We start from the raw sequence: 21,416 nt of genomic DNA, 5'->3' as shown, positions 1-21,416 counted from the left end.
TTGGCTTTCGCCGGCTTTCAGCCCTCGTGCAGCAGCGGCTGCAGGGCCTTGTCGATCGCTTCACGCGCGCGGAAGATCCGCGAGCGCACCGTACCCACCGGACATTGCATGGCGGTGGCAATGTCCTCGTAGCTCAGCCCCTCGAACTCGCGCAGGGTCAGCGCCGTGCGCAGGTCCTCGGGCAGCTGCTGGATGGTCCGGTGCACAGTGGCCTCGATCTCATCGCGCAGCAGGGCGCGCTCCGGCGTCTCGAGATCCTTGAGGGCGTGATCGCCTTCGAAGAACTCGGCATCCTCGGCGCTGACGTCAGTGTCCGGCGGGCGCCGCCCGCGCGCCACCAGGTGATTCTTCGCCGTGTTCACGGCGATGCGGTACAGCCAGGTGTAGAAGGCGCTGTCGCCGCGGAAGTTGCCCAGCGCGCGATACGCCTTGATGAAGGCCTCCTGCGCCACGTCCTGGGCTTCCTGGGGATCGTGCACGAAGCGCACGATCAGCCCGAGAATCTTGTGCTGGTACTTGAGCACCAGCAGATCGAACGCGCGCTTGTCACCACGCTGGACCCGCTCGACCAGTTGCTGATCCGGTTCCTGGGTTTGCATTCAAGCTCCTTCAAACGTCCGCGGAGAGCTGTGCGGCCCAGTACATCCGGTCTGGTTGAATAGACCCGGGCCCTGCACAAAAGTTCGCCTTCGCGGACACCTTTCCCGCGACCGCTCGGCCCGGGGACGAAAAAAACGGACGCGGCGCCGATGGCGCCGCGCACGGCTGACTCTGCCACGCGAGGAACGCAGGCCCAGGCAGCGACAGCCAGTGGCGCGCGCGGGCAGGGCAACCTCGGTAAGAACGCAGATAATTGCTCAAGTTCACTTATATTGTGCCGCCGGGGGCTTCTATATACTAGGGAGCGATCTACCAGCGGAACGGCGCACATGAGCCAACACTTTCAGCACGACGTACTGGTCATCGGCAGCGGCGGCGCCGGCCTGTCCCTCGCCCTCAACCTGCCGGACCACCTGCGCATCGCCGTACTGAGCAAGGGCGACCTCGCCGGCGGCTCCACCTACTGGGCCCAGGGCGGCGTGGCGGCGGTACTGGACGACAGCGACGACATCGAGTCGCACGTGCAGGACACCCTGACCGCCGGCGCCGGCCTGTGCCGCGAGGACGCGGTGCGCTTCACCGTCGAGCACAGCCGCGAGGCGATCCAGTGGCTGATCGACCAGGGCGTGCCCTTCACCCGCGACGAGGAGCACCACGACGGCGAGCGCGGCTTCGCCTTCCACCTGACCCGCGAGGGCGGCCACAGCCACCGGCGCATCATCCATGCCGCCGACGCCACCGGCACGGCGATCTTCAACACCCTGCTGGCCCGCGCCCGCCAGTGCCCGAACATCGAACTGCTCGAGCAGCGCGTGGCGGTCGACCTGATCACCGAACGCAAGCTCGGCGGCAAGGGCCGCCGCTGCCTCGGCGCCTACGTGCTCAACCGCAACAGCGGCGAGGTCGACACCTACCGCGCACGCTTCGTGGTGCTGGCCACCGGCGGCGCGGCCAAGGTCTACCTGTACACCAGCAACCCGGACGGCACCTGCGGCGACGGCATCGCCATGGCCTGGCGCGCCGGCTGCCGGGTCGGCAACCTGGAGTTCAACCAGTTCCACCCCACCTGCCTGTACCACCCGCAGGCGAAGAACTTCCTGATCACCGAGGCGCTGCGCGGCGAGGGCGGCCTGCTGCGCCTGCCGGGCGGCGAGCGCTTCATGGACCGCTTCGACGCCCGCGGCGAACTGGCGCCGCGCGACATAGTCGCGCGCGCCATCGACCACGAGATGAAGCGCCTCGGCATCGACTGCGTGTACCTGGACATCAGCCACAAGCCGGCCGAGTTCATCAAGACGCACTTCCCCACCGTCTACGAGCGCTGCCTGGGCTACGGCATCGACATCACCCGCCAGCCGATCCCGGTGGTGCCGGCGGCGCACTACACCTGCGGCGGCGTGGTGGTCGACAGCCGCGGCCACACCGACGTGCCCGGCCTGTACGCCATCGGCGAAACCAGCTTCACCGGCCTGCACGGCGCCAACCGCCTGGCCAGCAACTCGCTGCTGGAGTGCTTCGTCTACGCCCGCGCGGCCGCCGCCGACATCGTCAGCCAGCTGGAACGGGTCGGCATGCCGCATGCGCTGCCGAGCTGGGACGCCAGCCAGGTCACCGACTCCGACGAGGACGTGATCATCGCGCACAACTGGGACGAACTGCGGCGCTTCATGTGGGACTACGTCGGCATCGTGCGCACCAACAAGCGCCTGCAGCGCGCCCAGCACCGCGTGCGCCTGCTGCAGAGCGAGATCCACGAGTTCTACAGCAACTACCGGGTCAGCCGCGACCTGATCGAGCTGCGCAACCTGGCGCTGGTCGCCGAGCTGATGATCCAGTCGGCCATGCTGCGCCGCGAGAGCCGCGGCCTGCACTACACCCTCGACTACCCCGGCCAGTTGCCCAAGGCCGGCGACACCATCCTGGTGCCGCCGGGCTACCTGCCCGACTGAGCCTCGCCCACCGGCGCCCAGCGCCGGCGGGCGAACTTCAGGCGCACGCGCAGACGGCGATGCCGGTCGCGGCACAGGCTGTCGGCCGGAATGCACAGACCGCGGGCGAACCACTGTCCCGGCCGGCGGAACTGCAGCACCACCGCCTGCGGCAGCGCCAGGCTGCCCGGGCGCAGCTGCACCGCCACCCAGCCCTCGGCGGCATTGCGCAGTTGCCAGCCACGCCCGTCATGGCGCAGGGCGGTGAAGGCACTCGGGTGGCTGAGCAGGATGGCGCGCGGCAGGATCCAGGCGGCGTGGACCAGGCAGAACAGCAGGCCGGCGGCCTGCGCCCAGCCCGGGATGGCGGCGAGCGCCAGGGCCAGCACGGCCAGCCCCAGGCTCAGCAGATAGAGCGCCAGCAGGCGCCGCGACGGGCGCCAGTGGCACTCGAAGGGCTCACTTCGGCTGGACACGGTCCAGGATCATGCGCACCATGCGCGCGTGGTCGGCGTCCTCGGGCTGGCTGTAGCCCATGAACCAGCTGAACAGGTCCGGGTCCTCGCACTTGAGCAGGTTGCGGAAACGCTCCTGGTCGACCGCCTCCAGCTGGGCGTAGGCCTCGTCGAGGAACGGCTTGAACAGCACGTCCAGCTCCAGCATGCCGCGGCGGCATTCCCACTGCAGTCGTTTCAGTTCGATGTTTTCTTCGGTCATCTCGGCCTCCTCGGCAATCGCGGCATTATAGCGAGGGCCTCCGATGCCGCCAGCCCGCTGACAAGAGTCGGCGGGGCGCTCTATGATGGCCGCCCCGACCTTCGCACCGGCAACCGACACGATGTCCGCATTCTTCTGCTCGCTCGACCACGAGGGGGTTCTCGCCGTCCACGGCGTGGATGCCGCCAAGTTCCTCCAGGGTCAGCTGACCTGCAACCTCAACTACCTGAACGCCGAGACCAGCAGCCTGGGCGCGCGCTGCACGCCCAAGGGCCGCATGCTGTCGAGCTTCCGCATCGTGCCGCTGGCCGACGGCTTCGCCCTGGCCATGGCCCGCGAGCTGATCGAGCCGCAGCTGGCCGACCTGAAGAAGTACGCGGTGTTCTTCAAGGCCCAGCTGGCCGACGAGAGCGCGGCCTGGGTGCGTTTCGGCCTCAGCCGGGGCGACGGCGCCCTGCTCGCCCTCGGCGTCGACCTGCCGAGCGCCGACGGCAGCGTCGCCCGCCACGGCGAGCTGCTCGCCGTGCGCCTGCCGGGCGAACGCGCCGAGCTGTGGGTGCCCGTCAGCGCGGCCGACGGCCTGCACCAGCGCCTCGCCGCCCACCTGCCCGAGGGCAGCCTCAACGACTGGCTGCTGAGCCAGGTGCGCGCCGGCGTCGCCCAGGTGTTCGGCGCGACCCGCGAGCTGTTCATCCCGCAGATGCTCAACCTGCAGAGCCTCGGCGGCGTCAGCTTCAAGAAGGGCTGCTACACCGGCCAGGAAATCGTCGCGCGCATGCAGTACCTCGGCCGCCTCAAGCGCCGCCTGTACCGCCTGCGGCTGGACGGCGGCGAACTGCCGGCGCCCGGCAGCGAGCTGTTCTCGCCGGTGCACGCCAGCTCGGTGGGCGAGGTGGCGCTGGCCGCACGCAGCGACGGCGGCATCGAGTTACTCGCCGTGCTGCAGGACAACGCCGTCGAGGACGGCCGCCTGCACCTGGGCAGCCTCGAAGGCCCGGCGCTGCAGCTGCTCGAGCTGCCCTACACGATCGACGCCGACCGCGACATCCAGCGCTGAGCCGCCCTACTCCACCGCCGCGAACTCCACCCGCACGCGCAGCCCGCCCGCCGCACCGTCCTCCAGGCTGATGCGTGCGCGGTGGGCGCGGCAGATCTCGCCGACGATCGCCAGGCCCAGCCCCGCCCCCGTGCCGCCGGCGCTGCGCCGGTAGAAGCGCTCGAACACCTTCTCGCGCTCCTCCGGCGGAATGCCCGGACCGTCGTCCTCCACCTCGAGGATCGCCGGTGCCAGCACGCGCAGGATCACGTTGCCGCCCGCAGGCGTGTGCGCCAGGGCGTTGTCCAGCAGGTTGCACAGCAGCTCGCTGAGCAGGGTCGGCTCGCCGTCGATCCACACCGCCTCCTCCGCCTCCAGCGCCAGCGCCACGCCGCGGCCATGGGCCAGCGACGCCAGCGCCAGGCCCAGCTCGCGGGCCAGCGCGCCCAGCTCCAGGCGCTGCGCGCCGCCCTCGGCGATGGCCCGCGCACCGCTCTCGATGCGCGCCAGCGACAGCAGCTGGTTGGCCAGCTGGGTCAGCCGCTCGGTGCTGCCGGCAGCCTCGTCGAGCGCCTGGCGCCACTGCGCGGCATCCTCGCTGCGCCGGCCCAGCTCCAGGCGCGCCTTGAGGGCGGCCAGTGGGGTGCGCAGCTCGTGGGCGGCCTCGGCGATGAACTGCGCCTGGCGCTCGAACAGCCCGCGCAGACGCGCGTTGAACTGGTTGAGGGCGTCCACCAGCGGGCGCAGCTCGCGCGGCAGGCCGGCCTCCGGCAGCGGCTGCAGGTCGTCGCTGTCCCGCGCCGCCACCGCCTGGCGCAGCTGCTCCAGCGGGCGCAGCGCCAGGCTCACCGCCAGCCACACCAGCCCCAGCGCGGTGAGCGCCAGCAGGCCCATGCGCCACAGGGTGCCGACCAGCAGCTCGCGGGCCATGCGCTCGCGGGCGCCGCGGGTCTCGGCCACGCGGATCTCGGCCATGCCTTCCAGCTCCGCCTCGCTGACCGGCTGCAGCAGGCTGACCACGCGCACCTCCTGCGCGCGGTAGACGCCGTCGTAGAAGCGCGCCAGCGCCGGGTAGTCGTCGGTGCGCTTCACCTCCGGTCCCGCCGCCGGCAGCGCCTCGTAGCCGGAGACCAGGCCGCCGTGCGGGTCGAGCACCTGGTAGTAGATGCGCCCGGCGCTGTCGTAGGCGAAGGTGTCCAGCGCCACGTAGGGCACGTTGGCGCGCAGCTTGCCGTCGCTGCTGTACAGGCCGTCGGCCACCGCCCTCGCCGAGGCCAGCAGGGTGCGGTCGTAGGCAGTGTCCGCCGCACGCCGCGCGCTCCAGTAGCCGCTCAGCCCGCCGAACGCCAGGATCAGCGCCAGCAGCAGGGCCAGGCGGCGCAGCAGCCGGCCGCGCAGGCTGCTGGCCGGCTGCTCAGCCATCGCAGGCCTCCAGCAGGTAGCCGAGGCCGCGGAAGGTGACGATGCGCACGCCGCGTCCTTCCAGCTTCTTGCGCAGGCGGTGGATGTAGATCTCGATGGCGTCCGGACTGGCTTCCTCGTCGAGGCCGAACACCTGGTCGGCCAGCTGTTCCTTGCTCATCACCCGCCCGGGGCGGGCGATCAGCGCCTGCAGCACCGCCTGCTCGCGCGAGGTCAGCGCCAGCGGCTCGTCGCCGAGGCTGAAGCGCCGGCTGCCGAGGTCGTAGACCAGTGCGCCGCAGCGCTGCTGCTGCTCGCCGCCCTGCACGCTGCGGCGCAGCAGCGCCTTGACCCGCGCCTCCAGCTCGGACAGCTCGAAGGGCTTGGCCAGGTAGTCGTCGGCGCCGAGGTTGAGGCCGTGCACGCGGTCGGCCACCTCGCCGCGCGCGGTGAGCATCAGCACCGGCAGGGTCTTGCCGCGCTCACGCAGGCGCGCCAGCACCTGGAAGCCGTCCAGGCGCGGCAGGCCGACATCGAGGATGGCCAGGGCGTAGTCCTCGCTGGCCAAAGCCAGGTCGGCGGCCACGCCGTCGGTGAGCAGGTCCACGGTCCAGCCGGCGCCACGCAGCGCCTGGGCCACGCTGGCGGCCAGCGGGGGATGGTCTTCGACCAGCAGGATTCGCACGGGGAAGTCTCCGAAGTCTTGTCGTTATGCGCCGAGTGTAACGGCAGCCGCCGCGCAGCCAATGCGCCGGGAACTTTCTTTCAGGCTGAAAGCCAGGCGAAAGCTTCGCCCCCTAGCATCGCACCTGGGCCATCCCAGCCCCCACGGCAGCCTGACTGCCGACGACAACAACAATGACTGGAGATACCGCGATGCCGACTGCCGCCTGGCAGGCCCTGCCGCCTGTCCGCCGCCTGGCCCTGGCCATCACCGCCTGCACCCTCGCCCCGCTGGCCCACGCCGAGTTCGTGGAAGGCAGCAGCGCCAGCCTGACCACCACCAACATCTATCTCAACCGCGACTTCCGCGAAGGCTCCGGGCAGAACAAGCGCGAGGAATGGGGCCAGGGCTTCCTGCTCGACATCCAGTCCGGCTACACCGAAGGCAGCGTCGGCGTCGGCCTCGACGCCCTCGGCTTGCTCGGCGTCAAGCTCGACTCCGGTGGTGGGCGCACCGGCACCGACCTGCTGCCGGTACAGGACGACGGCGGCACCCCGGACCAGTTCGGCCGCCTGGGCCTGACCGCCAAGGTCAAGGTGTCCGAAACCGAGCTGCGCTACGGCTCGCACATCCCCGAGCTGCCGGTGGTCAAGGCCAGCGACAGCCGCCTGCTGCCGCAGGTGTTCGAAGGCGGCCTGCTCACCTCCAAGGAGATCGCCGGCCTGACCTTCACCGGCGGGCGCCTGAACCAGGTGATCGACCGCGCCTCGACCAACTCCGAGGACCTGATCCTCAACAGCAAGAACCGGCGCTTCCCCGGCGGCGTCAGCAGCGAGCACCTCGATCTCGCCGGCCTCGACTACCAGTTCGGCAAGAGCCTGAGCGGCCGCTACTTCTTCGCTGACCTCGACGACGTCTACCGCCAGCACTACTTCGGCCTGCTCGCCAAGCAGCCGCTCGGCGCCGGCAGCCTCAGCGCCGACCTGCGTCTGATGCTCAGCGACGACAGCGGCGCCGCCCGCGCCGGCGAAATCGACAACCGCGCCCTGAACGGCATGCTCACCTATGGCCTGGGGGCCCACAAGTTCGGCCTCGGCTACCAGCAGATGAGCGGCGACACCGGCTACGCCTACATCGACGGCAGCGACCCGTTCCTGGTCAACTTCGTGCAGATCAACGACTTCGCCAACGCCGACGAGCGCTCCTGGCAGGCGCGCTACGACTACGACTTCGCCGGCCTCGGCGTGCCCGGCCTGAGCTTGCTCGCCCGCTACGTCAGCGGCGATGACGCCGAGATCGCCGGCAGCAGCGCCAAGGGCAGCGAATGGGAGCGCGACCTCGAGCTCAAGTACGTGGTGCAGAGCGGCCCGCTCAAGGACCTCTACGTGCGCCTGCGCAACGCCAGCTTCCGTTCCGACTTCGCCCGCGACGCGGACGAGAACCGAGTGATCGTCGGCTACAGCCTGCCGATCTGGTAACCCCTGCCGCACAATAAGAATCGACCGGAGAAACACGTCATGAACACTGCTATCACCCGCATCGCCCTCGCCGCCGCCGGTCTCGCCTTCGCCGGCCAGATGCTCGCCGCCGAGCCCAAGCGCCCGGAGTGCATCGCCCCGGCCAAGCCCGGCGGCGGCTTCGACCTGACCTGCAAGCTGGCGCAGAGCGGCCTCAAGGACGGCGGCCTGCTCAAGGCGCCGATGCGCGTCACCTACATGCCCGGTGGCGTCGGCGCGGTGGCCTACAACGCGGTGGTCGCCCAGCGGCCCAAGGACGCCGGCACCATCACCGCCTTTTCCTCGGGCTCCCTGCTCAACCTGGCGCAGGGCAAGTTCGGCCGCTACGACGAGAACGCGGTCAAGTGGCTGGCCGCCATCGGCACCGACTACGGCGCCATCTCGGTGCGCGCTGACGCCCCGTGGCAGACCCTCGGCGAACTGGTCGAGGCGGTGAAGAAGGACCCGGCCAGCGTGGTGTTCGGCGCCGGTGCCACCATCGGCGGCCAGGACTGGATGCAGACCGCGCTGATCGCCCGCGCCGCCGGCGTCGACCCGCAGAAACTGCGCTACGTGGCCTTCGAGGGCGGCGGCGAGACCCTCACCGCCATGCTCGGCGGCCACGTGCAGGTCACCTCCAGCGGTCTGGGCGAGATCACCCCGCAACTGGCCGCCGGCAAGATCCGCGTGCTCGCCGTGCTGTCCGACGAACGCCTGCCCGGCAAGCTGGCCGGCATCCCCACCGCCAAGGAGCAGGGCTTCGCCATCACCTGGCCGGTGATCCGCGGCTTCTACATGGGCCCGGAGGTCAGCGACGAGCAATTCGCCTGGTGGCAGGGTCAGTTCGACAAGATGCTGGCCGGCGAGGACTTCGCCCGGCTGCGCGAGCAGCGCGACCTGTTCCCGCTGGCCATGACCGGCGACGAGCTGCGCACCTTCGTGTTCCAGCAGGTCGAGCAGTACAAGCAGCTGGCCGGCGAGTTCGGACTGGTCCAGTAAGGCGTCAGGCCGGCGGGAATCCCCCGTCCCGCCGGCCGGCTCTTCTCCCGCGCGGGAGAGACTTCTTCCCCCCACCCAGGTACTTCGCCATGTATGACCGCCTGTTCGGCTCGGTCTGGTTGCTCCTGTGCGCCTGCCTTGCCGTGATCGCCTGGGGGTTCCAGGCCCCCTTCTCCTACGACCCGGTGGGGCCACGCGCCTACCCGCTGCTGCTGCTCGCCCTGCTCGGCGCCGGCGCGCTGTGGCTGGTGATCCGCCCGGCCCTGCACGCACACCTGCTGAGCCGCCCGCAGAGCCTGCGCGCCCTGCTGTGCGTCGCCGGCCTGCTGGCCTACGCCCTGCTGTTCGAGCCGCTCGGCTTCGTCCCCGCCACCGCCCTGGCCGGGGCTGGCCTCGGCCTGCTGTTCGGCGGCCGCCCGCTGCCCTGCGCGCTGTCCGGCGTGCTGATGGGCGTGCTGCTCTACGTGCTGTTCGACCTGCTGCTGGACGTGCCCCTGCCGCTGGGCGTGTTCGAATTCCTCGTGGAGTGACGCCATGGAAACCTTCAACTTCCTGATGCAGGGCTTCGACGTCGCCCTGCGCCCGATGAACCTGCTGATGGCGCTGTTCGGCGCCTTCGTCGGCACCATCGTCGGCATGCTGCCGGGCCTCGGCCCGATCAACGGCGTGGCGCTGCTGCTGCCACTGGCCTTCGCCCTCGGCCTGCCGCCGGAGACCGCGCTGATCCTGCTGGCCGCCGTGTACCTGGGCTGCGAGTACGGCGGGCGCATCTCCGCCATCCTGCTCAACGTGCCGGGCGACGCCGCGGCGATCATGACCACCATGGACGGCTACCCGCTGGCCAAGCAGGGTAAGGCCGGCATCGCCCTGTCGCTGTCGGCGATGAGCTCGTTCATCGGCAGCACCATCGCCACCCTCGGCGTGGTGCTGTTCGCCCCGCTGCTGGCGAAATGGGCGGTGGCCTTCGGCCCGGCCGAGTACTTCGTGCTGATGGTGTTCGCCATCACCTGCCTGGGCGGCATGGTCGGCGACAAGCCGGTGAAGACCCTGATGGCGGCGCTGATGGGCCTGGCCCTGGCCACCGTCGGCGTCGACGCCACCACCGGCGTGTACCGCTTCACCTTCGACAGCGTCAGCCTGTCCGACGGCATCCAGTTCGTCATCGTGGTGATCGGCCTGTTCAGCGTCAGCGAAATCCTGCTGATGCTCGAGCAGACCCACAGCGGCCAGCAGGCGGTCAAGGCCGGCGGGCGCATGCTGTTCAACTTCAGGGAGTTCTGCCTGGTCGGCTGGACCTCCGTGCGCAGCGCCCTGAGCGGCTTCGTCATCGGCACCCTGCCCGGCGCCGGCGCGACCATCGCCAGCGCCATGGCCTACATGAACGAGAAGCGCATCGCCGGACCGTCCGGTCGTTTCGGCCAGGGCGACCTGCGCGGCCTGGCCGCGCCGGAGGCAGCCAACAACGCCTCGGCCTGCGGCTCGATGATCCCCATGCTGACCCTCGGCGTGCCGGGCTCGGGCACCACCGCGGTGATGATCGGCGCGCTGACCCTGTACAACATCACCCCCGGTCCGCTGCTGTTCGAGCAGCAGCCCGACGTGGTGTGGGGCCTGATCGCCTCGCTGTTCATCGGCAACGTCATCCTGCTGGTGATGAACATCCCGCTGGTCGGCCTGTTCTCGCGCATGCTCAGCGTGCCGAACTGGATCCTGGTGCCGGCGATCATCATCGTCAGCCTGGTCGGCGTGTGGGCGGTGCACAGCACCACCTTCGACCTGGTGCTGATGATCGCCCTCGGCGTGTTCGGCTACATCCTGCGCAAGATGGATTTCCCGCTGTCGGCGCTGATCCTCGGCTTCGTCCTCGGCGAGCTGATGGAGGACAACCTGCGCCGCACCCTGTCGATCTCCAGCGGCGAGCTGGGCATCCTCTGGTCCAGCCCGATCACCCTGGTGCTGTGGGCGCTGGTGGCCGTGATGCTGGCGCTGCCCGGCATCCGCTGGTGGCGCGCGCGCCGCAAGGCGCCGGTCACCGATGCAACTGCCGCCTGATGCCCGCGGCATCCTGATCGGCATCCTGGCCGGGCTGGCGGGGGGCTACCTCGCCAGCCTGGCCGGCTGGCCGCTGCCGTGGATGATCGGCTCCCTGCTCGGCGTGGCGCTGACGCGCTGCGCCGGCCTCCCCGCCGCCCCCCTCACCGCCGGCCGCCAGGCCGGGCAATGGCTGGTGGCCAGCGCCGTCGGCCTGCACGTCTCCCGCGAGGCCGCCCTCGCCCTCCTCCAGCACCTGCCACTGCTGCTCGCCGGCGCCGTCGGCACCCTGCTGCTGACCCTGATCGGCATCGTGCTGCTGCGCCGCGGCGGCGTCGATCCGGCCACCGCCTTCTTCGCCAGCCTGCCGGGCGGCGCCAGCGAGATGGTCAACCTGGCGCGCCGCCACCGGGCCGAACCGGCCCAGGTGGCCGCGGCGCATAGCCTGCGTCTGCTGCTGGTCCTGCTGCTGGTGCCGGCCGCCTTCGCCTGGGGACTGCCACCCCCGCCCGTGCCGACTTCTGTGCCCACCGACTGGCCGCTGCTGGGCGTGCTGCTGGCCGGCGGCCTGCTCGCCGCGCGGCTGTGGCGCCGCCTCGGCCAGCCCAATCCGTGGATGCTCGGCCCGCTGCTGCTGTGCGCCGGCGCCAGCGCCGGCCTCGACCTGCAGCTCGCCGTGCCCGACGGCCTGGCGCGCTTCGGCCAGTGGCTGCTCGGCTGCGCCCTGGGCATGCATTTCGACCGCGCCTTCTTTCGCCGCGCGCCGGGCTTCCTCGCCCGCGTGCTGCTGTTCAGCCTGCTGGCCATGCTCGCCGCCGCACTGCTCGGCGCCGGCCTCGGCCTGCTCGCCGGCGGCGACGGCCGGGCGCTGATGCTCGGCAGCATGCCGGGCGGCATCACCGAACTGGGCCTGACCGCGCAGACCCTGCAGCTGTCGGTGGCGCTGGTCAGCGCCCAGCAGCTGCTGCGCCTCTTGCTGGTGATGCTGCTGGCCGAGCCGCTGTACCTGCGCTGGCGGCGCCTGGACGCAGACGGGCGCCGTTCCTGAGGCGCCGCGCTGGCCTATCCTCAAGCCAGTTCGCCCCGTAGCGGAATGCCCATGACCCGCCTCGCCCGTCTCTTCGCCCTGCTGCTCGCCCTGCTGGTGCTGGCGGCCTGCAGCCGCCTCGAGCTGGTCTACCGCAACCTCGACCGGCTGATTCCCTGGAAGCTGGACGACTACCTGAGCCTCGACGCCACGCAGAGCGCCTGGCTCGACGCGCGCCTCGACGAACACCTGGCCTGGCACTGCCGCCACGAATTGCCGCGCTACCTGGACTGGCTCGAGCGCCAGCGCCCGCTGCTCGCCGGCAGCCCCGGCGCCGACCGGCTCAAGGCGCCGCTGCTGGAGGCGCGCAGCCTGCTGCAGCCGACCCTCGAGCGCGTCGCTCCGGACGCCGCCCATCTGCTCGCCCGGCTCGACGCCGCGCAGGTCGACGAGCTGGACGAAAACCTCGCCGCCGAACGGGCCGAACTGCACGAGCGCTTTCTCGGCGGCACGCCGCAGGAGCGCCTGCAGCGCCGCGTGGAGCGCATGGAGCAGCGCCTGGAGAGCTGGCTGGGCCCGCTGCATCCGCAGCAGCGCGCCTATCTGCGCTTCTGGGCCGCGCGCCAGGAAGCCGGCGTGCGCCCCTGGCTGGAGTTTCGCCAGCGCTGGCAGGCGCAGTTGCTGACCGAGCTGCGCCGGCCGTCAGGCGACCGCGCCGCACGCCTCCTGCCGCTGCTGGGCGACCCCGAGCGCTACGGCGGCGAGGATTACCGCCAAGCGGCGGAGCGTGCCCGACAGGCGCTGGCCGATCTGCTCAGCGAACTGTGGGCCAGCGCCACCACGGACCAGCGCGCACACCTCACGCAACGGCTGGACCGCCTGCGCGACGACCTCGCCGGGCTGCCCTGCCGAAGCTGAACTCAGAGCGCCGGCAGGCGCCAGTCGATCGGCGCCAGGCCGTGCTGCTCGAGGAACTTGTTGGTGCGGCCGAAATGGCCGTTGCCGATGAAGCCGCGGTGCGCCGACAGCGGCGAGGGATGCGGCGAGCGCAGGATCAGGTGCTTGGTCGGATCGATCAGGCGCTCCTTGCTCTGCGCGTGGGCGCCCCACAGCAGGAACACCAGGTGCGGCCGCTGCTGGCTGACCACCTCGATCACCCGGTCGGTGAACGGCTGCCAGCCTGCCGCGGCGTGCGAGCCGGCCTTGCCCTGCTCGACGGTCAGCGAGGTGTTGAGCAGCAGCACGCCCTGCCCCGCCCAGTGCTGCAGGCAGCCGTGGTTGGGCGGATCGATGTTCAGGTCGCGCTTGAGTTCCTTGAAGATGTTCAGCAGCGACGGCGGCACCGGTACCCCCGGCTGCACCGAGAAGCACAGGCCATGGGCCTGGCCCGGGCCGTGGTAGGGATCCTGGCCGATGATCACCACCTTGACGCGCTCCAGCGGGGTGGAGTTCAGCGCGTTGAAGATCAGCCCGCCGGGCGGAAATATCTGCTTGCCGGCGGCCTTCTCGCGGCGCAGGAACTCGCCCAGCGCCTGCATGTAGGGCTTGTCGAACTCCTCGCCGAGGGCCGCCTTCCAGCCCGGTTCGAGTTTGATGCGATCCTGCGCGGCGCTCATGCCAGCCCCCTGTGTGCGAAACAAAGCGGCACCGTAGAGAGCGCTCCCCGGCAAGTCAAGGCGCGACCTTGGTGGCGGGCGGGGATGACGACCGAAGTCGCGCTCCTTCCCGCGCAAAGGTGCATGGGCGCCTGCTCCCTACGGGCGTACAAAGCCCGCTTCCCCCAGCCACAAGGAAAGGTGTCCATGCGTCGACTCGTCTGTCTCGGCCTGCTGCTCGCAGGCTTCGCCGTCCACGCCGCGCCGGCCGGCGATCCGCTGAAGATCGGCCTCAGCTATCCGCGCACCGGCAACGACAAGGCCGAGGGCCTCGAGCAGATGCGCGGCGCCCTGCTCGCCGTCGCCCAGGTCAATGCCGAAGGCGGCGTGCTCGGTCGGCCGCTGCAGCTGGAAACCGGCAACAGCGCCTCGCGCGCGGAAACCGCGGTGAACACCGTCGACCGCCTGCAGGCCAAGGGTGTGGCCATGGTCTTCGGCGGCGCCACCAGCGAAGAGGTGGTCGCCGCCAGCCGGCGCGCTCGCGAGCACGGCCTGCTGTACTTCGCCACCCTCGCCTATGCCAACGAGGTCACCGGCCAGCACGGCCACCGCTACCTGTTCCGCGAGTCCGGCAGCGCGCACATGAGCGCCCGGGTGCTCGGCGAGTACCTGGCGATCCACCAGCCGCGCCGCCGCTACTTCCACATCACTCGCGACGATGCCTGGGGCAACAGCATGGAGCGCGCCCTGCGCGACAGCACCGCCACCCAGGACAAGGCCCGCCACGGACGGCGCAGCCTGGCCGCCAGCGGCGCGCGCCTGGTCGACATGCGCGCCGCCCTCGAGGCGGCGGCGAAGAGCGAGGCGGACGTGCTGGTGCTCAACCTGCTCGGCAACGACCTGGTGCAGATCATGAGCCTGGTCGACCAGCAGGGCCTCAACCGCCGCCTGCAGATCATCGTCCCGCACCTGACCAAGCCGCTGGTCGAGCAGATCGGACCGTCGATCATGGCCGGGGTGATCGGCACCGAGACCTGGACCTGGCGCATTCCCCGCCTGGAGAACAGCCCGGCCGGCGCGGCCTTCGTCAGCGACTTCATCGCCCAGCACCAGGAGTACCCGGGCAGCACCGCGGCCTCCACCTACGCCATCGTCCGCGAGTGGGCCGACGCCGTGGCGCGCGCCGGCAGCAGCGACAGCGAGGCGGTGATCGCCGCACTGGAGGGGCACCGCTACCAGCTGCTCAAGGGCGAACAGGAGTGGCGCGCCTTCGACCACCAGAACGTGCAGGGCGTCTATGCCGTGCGGGTGCGCCCGCGCGAGGAGATCATGCAGGATGCGCTGAAGCAGGACTACTTCGAGATCATCCACCGCATGGGCGGCGAACAGGCCGCCGTGCCACAGGAGGACTGGGAGCAGGAGCGCGACAGCCTGACCCTCGAGTGATCCGCCGCCCGGTGCCGACGCTGCCCGCGGGAGCGGCGCCAGGGTCGCCGCCGGCACGGGGCGCGCATCAGCCGGCATTTCCCCGCGCTTGCGAACTGGATCACAAAATGATGACGCCGCTAGACCAAGAGCTAATGCCCGTCAAACACGCCGGCGCGTAAAACAAGCTCGGGCAAACATAACAATGACCAGGAGGCCCCATGAAGCGCACTCTCACGGCTCTGGCCCTGTGGGCCGGACTTTGCACTACTGCCAGTGCTGTCGATCCGATCACCCTCGGCCTGAACTACCCCCGCACCGGCAGCTACAAGGAAGAAGGGCTGGCACAGATGCGTGGCGCCCTGCTGGCCATCGACGAGATCAACGCCGAGGGCGGCGTGCTCGGCCGCCCCCTGCGTCTGATCAGCCGCGATACCGCCTCGCGTCCGGAGAAGGCGGTGAACAACGTCGACCGCCTGGTCGGTGACGGCGCGGTGATGCTGTTTGGCGGCGCCTCCAGCGCCGTGGCCATCGCCGCCAGCAAGCGCGCCAAGGAGCGCGGCGTGCTGTACTTCGGCACCCTCACCTACTCCAACGACACCACCGGCAAGAACGGCCACCGCTACATGTTCCGCGAGTGCAACAACGCGTGGATGAGCGCGCGCGTGCTCGGCGAGTACCTGGCCAAGGAGCTGCCGAACAAGCGCTACTTCTACGTCACCGCCGACTACACCTGGGGCCACACCAGCGAAAGCTCGCTGCGCCAGACCACCCACAGCACCGACGCCAGCAAGCATCCGGGCCTCAAGGTGCCCTTCCCCGGCGCGCGCCTGGCCGACTACCGCGATGCGCTGACCCAGGCCGCCGGCAGCGACGCCGAGGTGCTCGCCCTGGTGCTGTTCGGCGAGGACCTGGTGCGCGCCATGCGCATCGCCGAGGACCTCGGCCTGACCAAGCGCATGCAGATCGTCGCCCCCAACCTGACCCAGAGCATCGTCGAGCAGGCCGGCCCCGGCCTGATGGAAGGCGTGATCGGCACCGAGCCGTGGACCTGGCGCGTGCCGGAGCTGGAGAAGTCCGAAGCCGGCATGACCTTCGTGAAGAACTTCTCCGAGCGTTACGAACTGATGCCGTCGAGCTCGGCCGCCTCGGCCTACAGCATCGTCCACCAGTGGGCCGACGCCGCCGAGCGAGCGCGCAGCCTGGACAGCGAGAGCCTGATCAAGGCCCTGGAAGGCCACAAGTACCAGCTGCTCAAGGGCCCGCAGGAGTGGCGCACCTTCGATCACCAGAACGTGCAGACCGTCTACGCGGTGAAGGTGAAGTCGCGCGACGAGATCATGAAGGACCGTTCCAGGCAGGACTACTTCGAGATCGTCGGCCGCCTCGACGGCACCCTGGCCGCACCGACCCTCGACGAGTGGAAGCAGGAACGCCTGACCGCCGGCCAGCCGCCCCAGCTGCAGTAAACCCCTCCCACCTCCCGGCGGGGCTGGACAAGCCCCGGTCGGGACGGCTAAAAGAAGTTCATCCCGGCGGCCCGCGGGTCCGGTCAGACGACCGACGCGGGCCTCCACTGACGTACCAGACTGAGCATCCGCCTGCCGGGTGGGCGCGGCTGGAGACTCCGGCAGAGCGCGGCCACCCGCCCGAAGCCCGAGGACCGTCATGAGCAACGCCGTCGAACCCTACAAGTCCGCCCCCTTCGACCTCACCCACAAGCTGACCGTCGAGAAGCACGGCCACACCGCGCTGGTCACCATCAACAATCCGCCGGCCAACACCTGGGACCGCGACTCGCTGATCGGCCTGCGCCAGCTGGTCGAGCACCTCAACCACGACGACGATATCTACGCCCTGGTGATCACCGGCCAGGGCGCCAAGTTCTTCAGCGCCGGCGCCGACCTCAAGCTGTTCGCCGACGGCGACAAGGCCCGTGCGCGCAGCATGGCGCGGCTGTTCGGCGAAGCTTTCGAGGCGCTGCGCGACTTCCGCGGGGTGAGCATCGCCGCCATCAACGGCTACGCCATGGGCGGCGGCCTGGAGTGCGCGCTGGCCTGCGACATCCGCATCGCCGAACGCCAAGCGCAACTGGCCCTGCCCGAGGCCGGCGTCGGCCTGCTGCCCTGCGCCGGCGGCACCCAGCACCTGGCCTGGCTGGTCGGCGAGGGCTGGGCCAAGCGCATGATCCTCTGCGGCGAGCGGGTCGATGCCGAGACCGCGCTGCGCATCGGCCTGGTCGAGCAGGTGGTCGACAGCGGCGAGGCGCGCGGCCACGCCCTGCTGCTCGCCGCCCGCGTCGCCCGGCAGAGCCCGGTGGCGGTGCGTGCGATCAAGCCACTGATCCAGGGCGCCCGCCAGCGCGGCCCGAGCAGCTGGCTGGCCGAGGAGCGCGAGCGCTTCGTCGACCTGTTCGATGCCGACGATACCCGCGAGGGCGTCAACGCCTTCCTGGAGAAACGCGACCCGCACTGGCGCAACCGCTGAGGCGCGCTGCGCCGGAGGCCCGCATGAACCTGATCTTCGAAGAGCGGCCATGCCGCCACGGCTTTCGCCTCGGTCTCGCCAGCCTCGACGCCGGGGCGAGCCTCAACGCCCTGTCGCTGCCGATGATCGAGGCACTCGCCCACCGCCTCGCGATCTGGCAGGACGATCCGGAAATCGCCTGCGTGGTGCTGCGCGGCAACGGCGCCCGGGCCTTCTGCGCCGGCGGCGACGTACGCGCCCTGGCCGAGGCCTGCCGTGCCGACCCCGGCACGGTGCCGGCGCTGGCGCGGCGCTTCTTCGCCGACGAGTACCGCCTGTTCCACCGCCTGCACCACTACCGCAAGCCGCTGCTGGGCTGGGCCCACGGCTATGTGATGGGCGGTGGCATGGGCCTGCTGCAGAGCACCGGCCTGCGCATCGTCACACCCTCCAGCCGCCTGGCCATGCCGGAAATCGGCATCGGCCTGTACCCCGATGTCGGCGCCAGCTGGTTCCTCGGCCGCCTGCCCGGCCGGCTCGGCCTGTTCCTCGGCCTCGGCGCCAGCCAGCTCAACGCCCGCGATGCCCTCGACCTCGGCCTGGCCGACCGCTTCCTGCTCGACGAGCAGCAGGAAGCCCTGCTGCACGGCCTGGCGCAGCTCAACTGGAACGAGCAGAGCGCCAGCCAGCTGCACAGCCTGCTGCAGGCCCTGGAACGCGAGGCCCTGGCCCGGCTGCCCGGTGCCGAACTGCTGCCGCGCCGCGAGCGCATCGACCGCCTGCTCGACGTCGCCGACCTGCCGGCCGCCTGGCACGCTCTCACCGCCCTGCAGGACGACAGCGATCCGCTGCTGGCCCGCGCGGCCGCCACCCTGGCCAGCGGCTGCCCGCTCACCGCCCACCTGGTCTGGGAACAGCTGCGCCGCGCGCGCCGGCTGTCGCTGGCCGAGGCGCTGCGCATGGAATACGCGATGAGCCTGAACTGCTGCCGCCACCCCGAATTCGCCGAGGGGGTGCGCGCCCGGCTGATCGACAAGGACAACCGCCCGCGCTGGCACTGGCCGCAGGTCGCCGCCATCCCGCCGAGCGTGGTCGAGGCCCACTTCGCCCCGACCTGGGAAGGCGAGCACCCGCTGGCGCAGCTCGGCGACAGCTGAGTACCGCCGCCGGAGCGCTACGGGGTGCCGGCGACGGAATCAGTCGTCGTAGTAGCGATAGCCGTCTCGTCGATCCTCCCAGCGCTCACGGCGATGGCCGCGGTCATCCCAATGATGGTGGCGATGGCCGCGTCCCTCCCACTGGCGATGCCGATCGCCGCCATCCCAGTGACCATGCCCGCCGCGGTAGCCGTGGTCATGGTCGTCATCGTAGACCACGCACCCGGACAGCCCGAGCAGCATTCCCAACAGCAACACGGCAACACGCATGGATCGATTCCTCCGCGGCACGGGCCCGATTGGCCCATTGCTGAGACGCCGAAGCGCCTGCACAAGTTCAGCGCACCAGGCGAACGCGCACCGGCACCTGCGGCGCTGCCCCGCGCGCGCTAACATGCCACGCCCCCCCGCCCGAACGGGCTGGCAACGACCGCCCCGCCACATCGAGAGCCTTCCCCATGCGCCTGGACCGCTTCCTCAGCAAGCGCCCCGAACTCAATCGCCAGCAGGTCCGCCAGTTGCTGCTCGCCGGCCGGGTGCAGGTCGACCGCCTGGCCGAGTGCGACGGCCATCGCGAGATCAACGGCTTCAACCGCATCGAGCTGGACGGGCAACTGCTGCAGGCCGGCCAGACCGCCCGCTACCTGATGCTGCACAAGCCGGCCGGGGTGGTCAGCGCCACGAGCGATCCGCAGCACCGCACCGTGCTCGACCTGCTGCCGGCAGCCGAGCGCGCGGGGCTGCACATCGCCGGGCGCCTGGACGGCAACACCACCGGCCTGCTGCTGCTGACCAACGACGGTCAGTGGTCGCGGCGCCTGACCCTGCCGGGCAGCAAGCTGCCCAAGGTCTACCGGGTGGAGACCGCCGAGCCGATCGGCGCCGAGTACGTCGACACTTTCGCGCGCGGCATCTACTTCGCCTTCGAGGATCTCACCACCCTGCCCGCGCACCTGGAGATCCTCGACAGCCACAGCGCCCGTCTCACCCTGGTCGAGGGCCGCTACCATCAGGTCAAGCGCATGTTCGGCCACTTCCGCAACCGGGTGACCCGCCTGCACCGCGAGAGCATCGGGCCGATCCGCCTCGACCCGATGCTGCAACCCGGCCAGTACCGCCCGCTCGATGCCGCGGAAATCGCCTGCTCCGGCCCCTTGCCGGCGGCTCAGAGCGATTCGGCATAAAACGAGCTTCACCTCGTTCGCATCTTCTGGTAAAAAGACGGCCTGAAAAGCGGGCGTCGTATAATGGTAATACCCTAGCTTCCCAAGCTAGAGCCGTGGGTTCGATTCCCATCGCCCGCTCCAGATCTCGAAAGGCCCTCGGAAGAGGGCCTTTTTCTTTGCCGCCGAGCGTTGCGGCTTCCCCGCGCGGTGCTACGCCGCGCCCACGCGCGATCATCGACCCTCCCCGCCGCCCGGCAACACCCGGTTCCGCTCGCTCAGCCCGGTTCGCGCTCGGCGAACACCTCGGCCATGCTGCGCTGGCGGGCATGGCGCTCGCTGCGCCGGACGATCTCCTCGAGATCCTCCGCCGTCACGTCGACGAACTCACCGAACTCCTTCAGGGCCTGTTGCAGGTCGGCGGCAGTGATTCCGGCCTGGATCTCGGGCGGCGACACGGCGAGCGATACCGGCTCCGCGCTGGCTGCCTTGGGGTAGCGCACGCCGGTCAGGTTGTTGAACAGCAGCGCGCAGACGAGCAGGCCCACGGCCGCCAGCAGCACCGGCGCCAGTATGCCGAAGCCCAGCGCGGACACCTGCGGATGTCCCTGCACCAGGCACAGCGCCAGCGCCGCACCCGGCGGATGCAGGCAGCGCAGCGCGCACATCGTCAGCAGGGTGCCACCGAGGGCCAGCAACGCCGTGGCCAGGACCGGCAGGTGCAGCAGGCCGACCGCGGTCGCCACCAGCGCCGCGCACAGGTAGCTGCCGAGGATCGACCAGGGTTGCGACAGCGCCCCGGACGATACCGCGAACAGCAGCACCGCCGACGCGCCGAGCGGGCCGAGCATGCTCAGGGCCAGCTCGCGGCCGAACAGGGCGCCGCACAGCAGCAGGGGCAGCAGTACGCCGAGCCCGGCGCCGAGCGCGGCGCGCGTCCATTCGAGGGGGTGGGTGTGCAGGGCGGGCGGGAGAAGGCGGGCAACCCGCGCAACGAGTTGTCTGGCAGGAGTCATGGCAGTTCCGGAGGGACAAGGTTGTTCGCCCCGCCACCGTCCACCGCAGCGGCTTCCCTCTGGCGGGGCATGCGCGCTGCCTGCTTCGTCCGGCGCACAGGGCGGATACAGTCTGTCCGCCCCCTAGGGCCGGCACAAACGAATAATCCTGCAGCATCAGTGCAGTTTTATTGATCCATGGGCGCGGCCGGCGCCGGGGCTTGACCTTGCCACCATTGGAAGCTCTAAGGTGGCGGCATGCCTCAGCCGGATCAGGAGCTCCCATGAACACGCCCGCCCCCCTCCGCCAGGACGGTCCGCCGCCGCTCACCCTGAGCATCGACGGCATGACCTGCGCCTCCTGCGTCGGCCGCGTCGAGCGCGCCCTGCGCAAGCTGCCCGGGGTGACGGACGCCAGCGTCAACCTGGCCACCGCGCGCGCCGAGGTCAGCTTCGCCGGCGCCCCCGACGTCGCCGCCGCCATCGCCGCCGTGCAGCAGGCCGGCTACGCGGTGGCCGAGGAAACCGTCGAGCTGGACGTGCGCGGCATGACCTGCGCCTCCTGCGTGGCGCGGGTCGAGCGCGTGCTGGGCAGGGTGCCCGGGGTGACCGAGGCGCGCGTCAACCTGGCCAGCGAGCGCGCCCAGGTGCGCGTGCTGCGCGGCGTGCCGGTCGGCGCGCTGGTCGCCGCCATCGAGCGCGCCGGCTACGCCGCC

22 protein-coding genes and 1 tRNA gene are annotated in these 21,416 nt (G+C 70.7%); 15 read left to right on the top strand and 8 right to left on the bottom strand.

The window, feature by feature from the left end; translation table 11 throughout:
- Window positions 1–17: 17 nt before the first annotated feature.
- Window positions 18–599: an RNA polymerase sigma factor RpoE gene (gene rpoE, locus E5198_RS04355; RefSeq protein WP_136488793.1), complete on the bottom strand. Its 582-nt coding sequence runs from the start codon at window positions 597–599 to the stop codon at window positions 18–20.
- 330 nt (window positions 600–929) lie between these two features.
- Between rpoE and nadB the strand changes: the two genes are divergently transcribed.
- Window positions 930–2,549 (top strand): L-aspartate oxidase, encoded by a 1,620-nt coding sequence (gene nadB / locus E5198_RS04350; protein ID WP_136488792.1) that lies wholly within the window; start codon window positions 930–932, stop codon window positions 2,547–2,549.
- Here the strand turns inward: nadB and E5198_RS04345 are convergent.
- Both E5198_RS04345 and E5198_RS04340 read right to left on the bottom strand, forming a co-directional pair.
- Window positions 2,534–3,004, bottom strand: coding sequence for a protein YgfX (locus E5198_RS04345; RefSeq protein WP_136488791.1), 471 nt, complete (start codon window positions 3,002–3,004; stop codon window positions 2,534–2,536). The two genes, nadB and E5198_RS04345, sit on opposite strands and share 16 nt — an antisense overlap.
- Window positions 2,988–3,245: a succinate dehydrogenase assembly factor 2 gene (locus E5198_RS04340; protein WP_136488790.1), complete on the bottom strand. Its 258-nt coding sequence runs from the start codon at window positions 3,243–3,245 to the stop codon at window positions 2,988–2,990. The genes E5198_RS04345 and E5198_RS04340 overlap by 17 nt, the downstream gene beginning before the upstream one ends.
- A gap of 121 nt (window positions 3,246–3,366) precedes the next feature.
- Between E5198_RS04340 and E5198_RS04335 the strand changes: the two genes are divergently transcribed.
- Window positions 3,367–4,302 (top strand): folate-binding protein YgfZ, encoded by a 936-nt coding sequence (locus E5198_RS04335; RefSeq protein ID WP_136488789.1) that lies wholly within the window; start codon window positions 3,367–3,369, stop codon window positions 4,300–4,302.
- Between the two features lie 6 nt (window positions 4,303–4,308).
- On the opposite strand, the gene E5198_RS04330 is transcribed toward E5198_RS04335, so the two are convergent.
- Together E5198_RS04330 and E5198_RS04325 are read right to left on the bottom strand one after the other, a co-directional pair.
- On the bottom strand, window positions 4,309–5,703 hold the full coding sequence (locus E5198_RS04330; protein WP_136488788.1) for a sensor histidine kinase: 1,395 nt from the start codon (window positions 5,701–5,703) through the stop codon (window positions 4,309–4,311).
- A complete protein-coding gene (locus E5198_RS04325) occupies window positions 5,696–6,367 on the bottom strand; it encodes a response regulator (protein WP_136488787.1) in 672 nt (223 codons plus the stop codon). The genes E5198_RS04330 and E5198_RS04325 overlap by 8 nt, the downstream gene beginning before the upstream one ends.
- Before the next feature lie 191 nt (window positions 6,368–6,558).
- Here E5198_RS04325 and E5198_RS04320 point away from each other — a divergent pair, with 191 nt between their 5' ends.
- The 6 genes from E5198_RS04320 (at window position 6,559) to E5198_RS04295 (ending at window position 12,817) form a co-directional block, all read left to right on the top strand.
- Window positions 6,559–7,824 carry an OprD family porin gene (locus tag E5198_RS04320; RefSeq protein ID WP_136488786.1) on the top strand — a complete coding sequence of 422 codons (1,266 nt, stop codon included), beginning with the start codon at window positions 6,559–6,561 and terminating at the stop codon, window positions 7,822–7,824.
- A gap of 39 nt (window positions 7,825–7,863) precedes the next feature.
- Window positions 7,864–8,841: a tripartite tricarboxylate transporter substrate binding protein gene (locus tag E5198_RS04315; protein WP_136488785.1), complete on the top strand. Its 978-nt coding sequence runs from the start codon at window positions 7,864–7,866 to the stop codon at window positions 8,839–8,841.
- 89 nt (window positions 8,842–8,930) lie between these two features.
- Window positions 8,931–9,371 (top strand): tripartite tricarboxylate transporter TctB family protein, encoded by a 441-nt coding sequence (locus E5198_RS04310; RefSeq protein WP_136488784.1) that lies wholly within the window; start codon window positions 8,931–8,933, stop codon window positions 9,369–9,371.
- A 4-nt stretch (window positions 9,372–9,375) separates the two neighbouring features.
- Window positions 9,376–10,893 (top strand): tripartite tricarboxylate transporter permease, encoded by a 1,518-nt coding sequence (locus E5198_RS04305; protein ID WP_136488783.1) that lies wholly within the window; start codon window positions 9,376–9,378, stop codon window positions 10,891–10,893.
- Window positions 10,877–11,920, top strand: a complete 1,044-nt coding sequence (locus E5198_RS04300) for an AbrB family transcriptional regulator (protein ID WP_136488782.1) — start codon at window positions 10,877–10,879, stop codon at window positions 11,918–11,920. Before E5198_RS04305 ends, E5198_RS04300 begins: the two co-directional genes overlap by 17 nt.
- A 51-nt stretch (window positions 11,921–11,971) precedes the next feature.
- Window positions 11,972–12,817, top strand: a complete 846-nt coding sequence (locus tag E5198_RS04295) for a DUF6279 family lipoprotein (RefSeq protein WP_136488781.1) — start codon at window positions 11,972–11,974, stop codon at window positions 12,815–12,817.
- A 2-nt stretch (window positions 12,818–12,819) separates the two neighbouring features.
- On the opposite strand, the gene ung is transcribed toward E5198_RS04295, so the two are convergent.
- On the bottom strand, window positions 12,820–13,515 hold the full coding sequence (ung, locus tag E5198_RS04290) for a uracil-DNA glycosylase (protein ID WP_136488780.1): 696 nt from the start codon (window positions 13,513–13,515) through the stop codon (window positions 12,820–12,822).
- Between the two features lie 186 nt (window positions 13,516–13,701).
- On the opposite strand from ung, the gene E5198_RS04285 reads away from it, so the two are divergent.
- The 4 genes from E5198_RS04285 (at window position 13,702) to E5198_RS04270 (ending at window position 18,542) form a co-directional block, all read left to right on the top strand.
- The gene (locus E5198_RS04285) at window positions 13,702–14,940 is read left to right on the top strand and encodes an ABC transporter substrate-binding protein (RefSeq protein WP_136488779.1); all 1,239 of its coding nucleotides are present in this window, start codon (window positions 13,702–13,704) and stop codon (window positions 14,938–14,940) included.
- 200 nt (window positions 14,941–15,140) lie between these two features.
- The gene (locus E5198_RS04280) at window positions 15,141–16,388 is read left to right on the top strand and encodes an ABC transporter substrate-binding protein (RefSeq protein ID WP_136488778.1); all 1,248 of its coding nucleotides are present in this window, start codon (window positions 15,141–15,143) and stop codon (window positions 16,386–16,388) included.
- 199 nt (window positions 16,389–16,587) lie between these two features.
- Window positions 16,588–17,406 (top strand): enoyl-CoA hydratase, encoded by an 819-nt coding sequence (locus E5198_RS04275; RefSeq protein ID WP_136488777.1) that lies wholly within the window; start codon window positions 16,588–16,590, stop codon window positions 17,404–17,406.
- Window positions 17,407–17,429: 23 nt separating this feature from the next.
- Entirely contained in the window at window positions 17,430–18,542 is a 1,113-nt protein-coding gene (locus E5198_RS04270; protein WP_136488776.1) for an enoyl-CoA hydratase/isomerase family protein, read from the top strand.
- 39 nt (window positions 18,543–18,581) lie between these two features.
- Here the strand turns inward: E5198_RS04270 and E5198_RS04265 are convergent, their stop codons facing one another.
- On the bottom strand, window positions 18,582–18,812 hold the full coding sequence (locus tag E5198_RS04265) for a hypothetical protein (RefSeq protein WP_136488775.1): 231 nt from the start codon (window positions 18,810–18,812) through the stop codon (window positions 18,582–18,584).
- Between the two features lie 188 nt (window positions 18,813–19,000).
- Here E5198_RS04265 and E5198_RS04260 point away from each other — a divergent pair, with 188 nt between their 5' ends.
- Window positions 19,001–19,726 carry a pseudouridine synthase gene (locus tag E5198_RS04260; protein ID WP_136488774.1) on the top strand — a complete coding sequence of 242 codons (726 nt, stop codon included), beginning with the start codon at window positions 19,001–19,003 and terminating at the stop codon, window positions 19,724–19,726.
- Between the two features lie 49 nt (window positions 19,727–19,775).
- Window positions 19,776–19,849 (top strand) — tRNA-Gly (locus E5198_RS04255).
- Window positions 19,850–19,983: 134 nt separating this feature from the next.
- On the opposite strand, the gene E5198_RS04250 is transcribed toward E5198_RS04255, so the two are convergent.
- Window positions 19,984–20,721, bottom strand: a complete 738-nt coding sequence (locus E5198_RS04250; RefSeq protein ID WP_136488773.1) for an HPP family protein — start codon at window positions 20,719–20,721, stop codon at window positions 19,984–19,986.
- 263 nt (window positions 20,722–20,984) lie between these two features.
- Here E5198_RS04250 and E5198_RS04245 point away from each other — a divergent pair.
- A partial coding sequence (locus E5198_RS04245) for a copper ion binding protein (protein WP_168772473.1) occupies window positions 20,985–21,416 on the top strand: 432 nt, incomplete at its 3' end.

The sequence above is a fragment of the Pseudomonas sp. A-1 genome (assembly GCF_004801855.1).
GTDB lineage: Bacteria > Pseudomonadota > Gammaproteobacteria > Pseudomonadales > Pseudomonadaceae > Geopseudomonas.
This window is presented reverse-complemented; position numbering and strand designations above follow the sequence as displayed.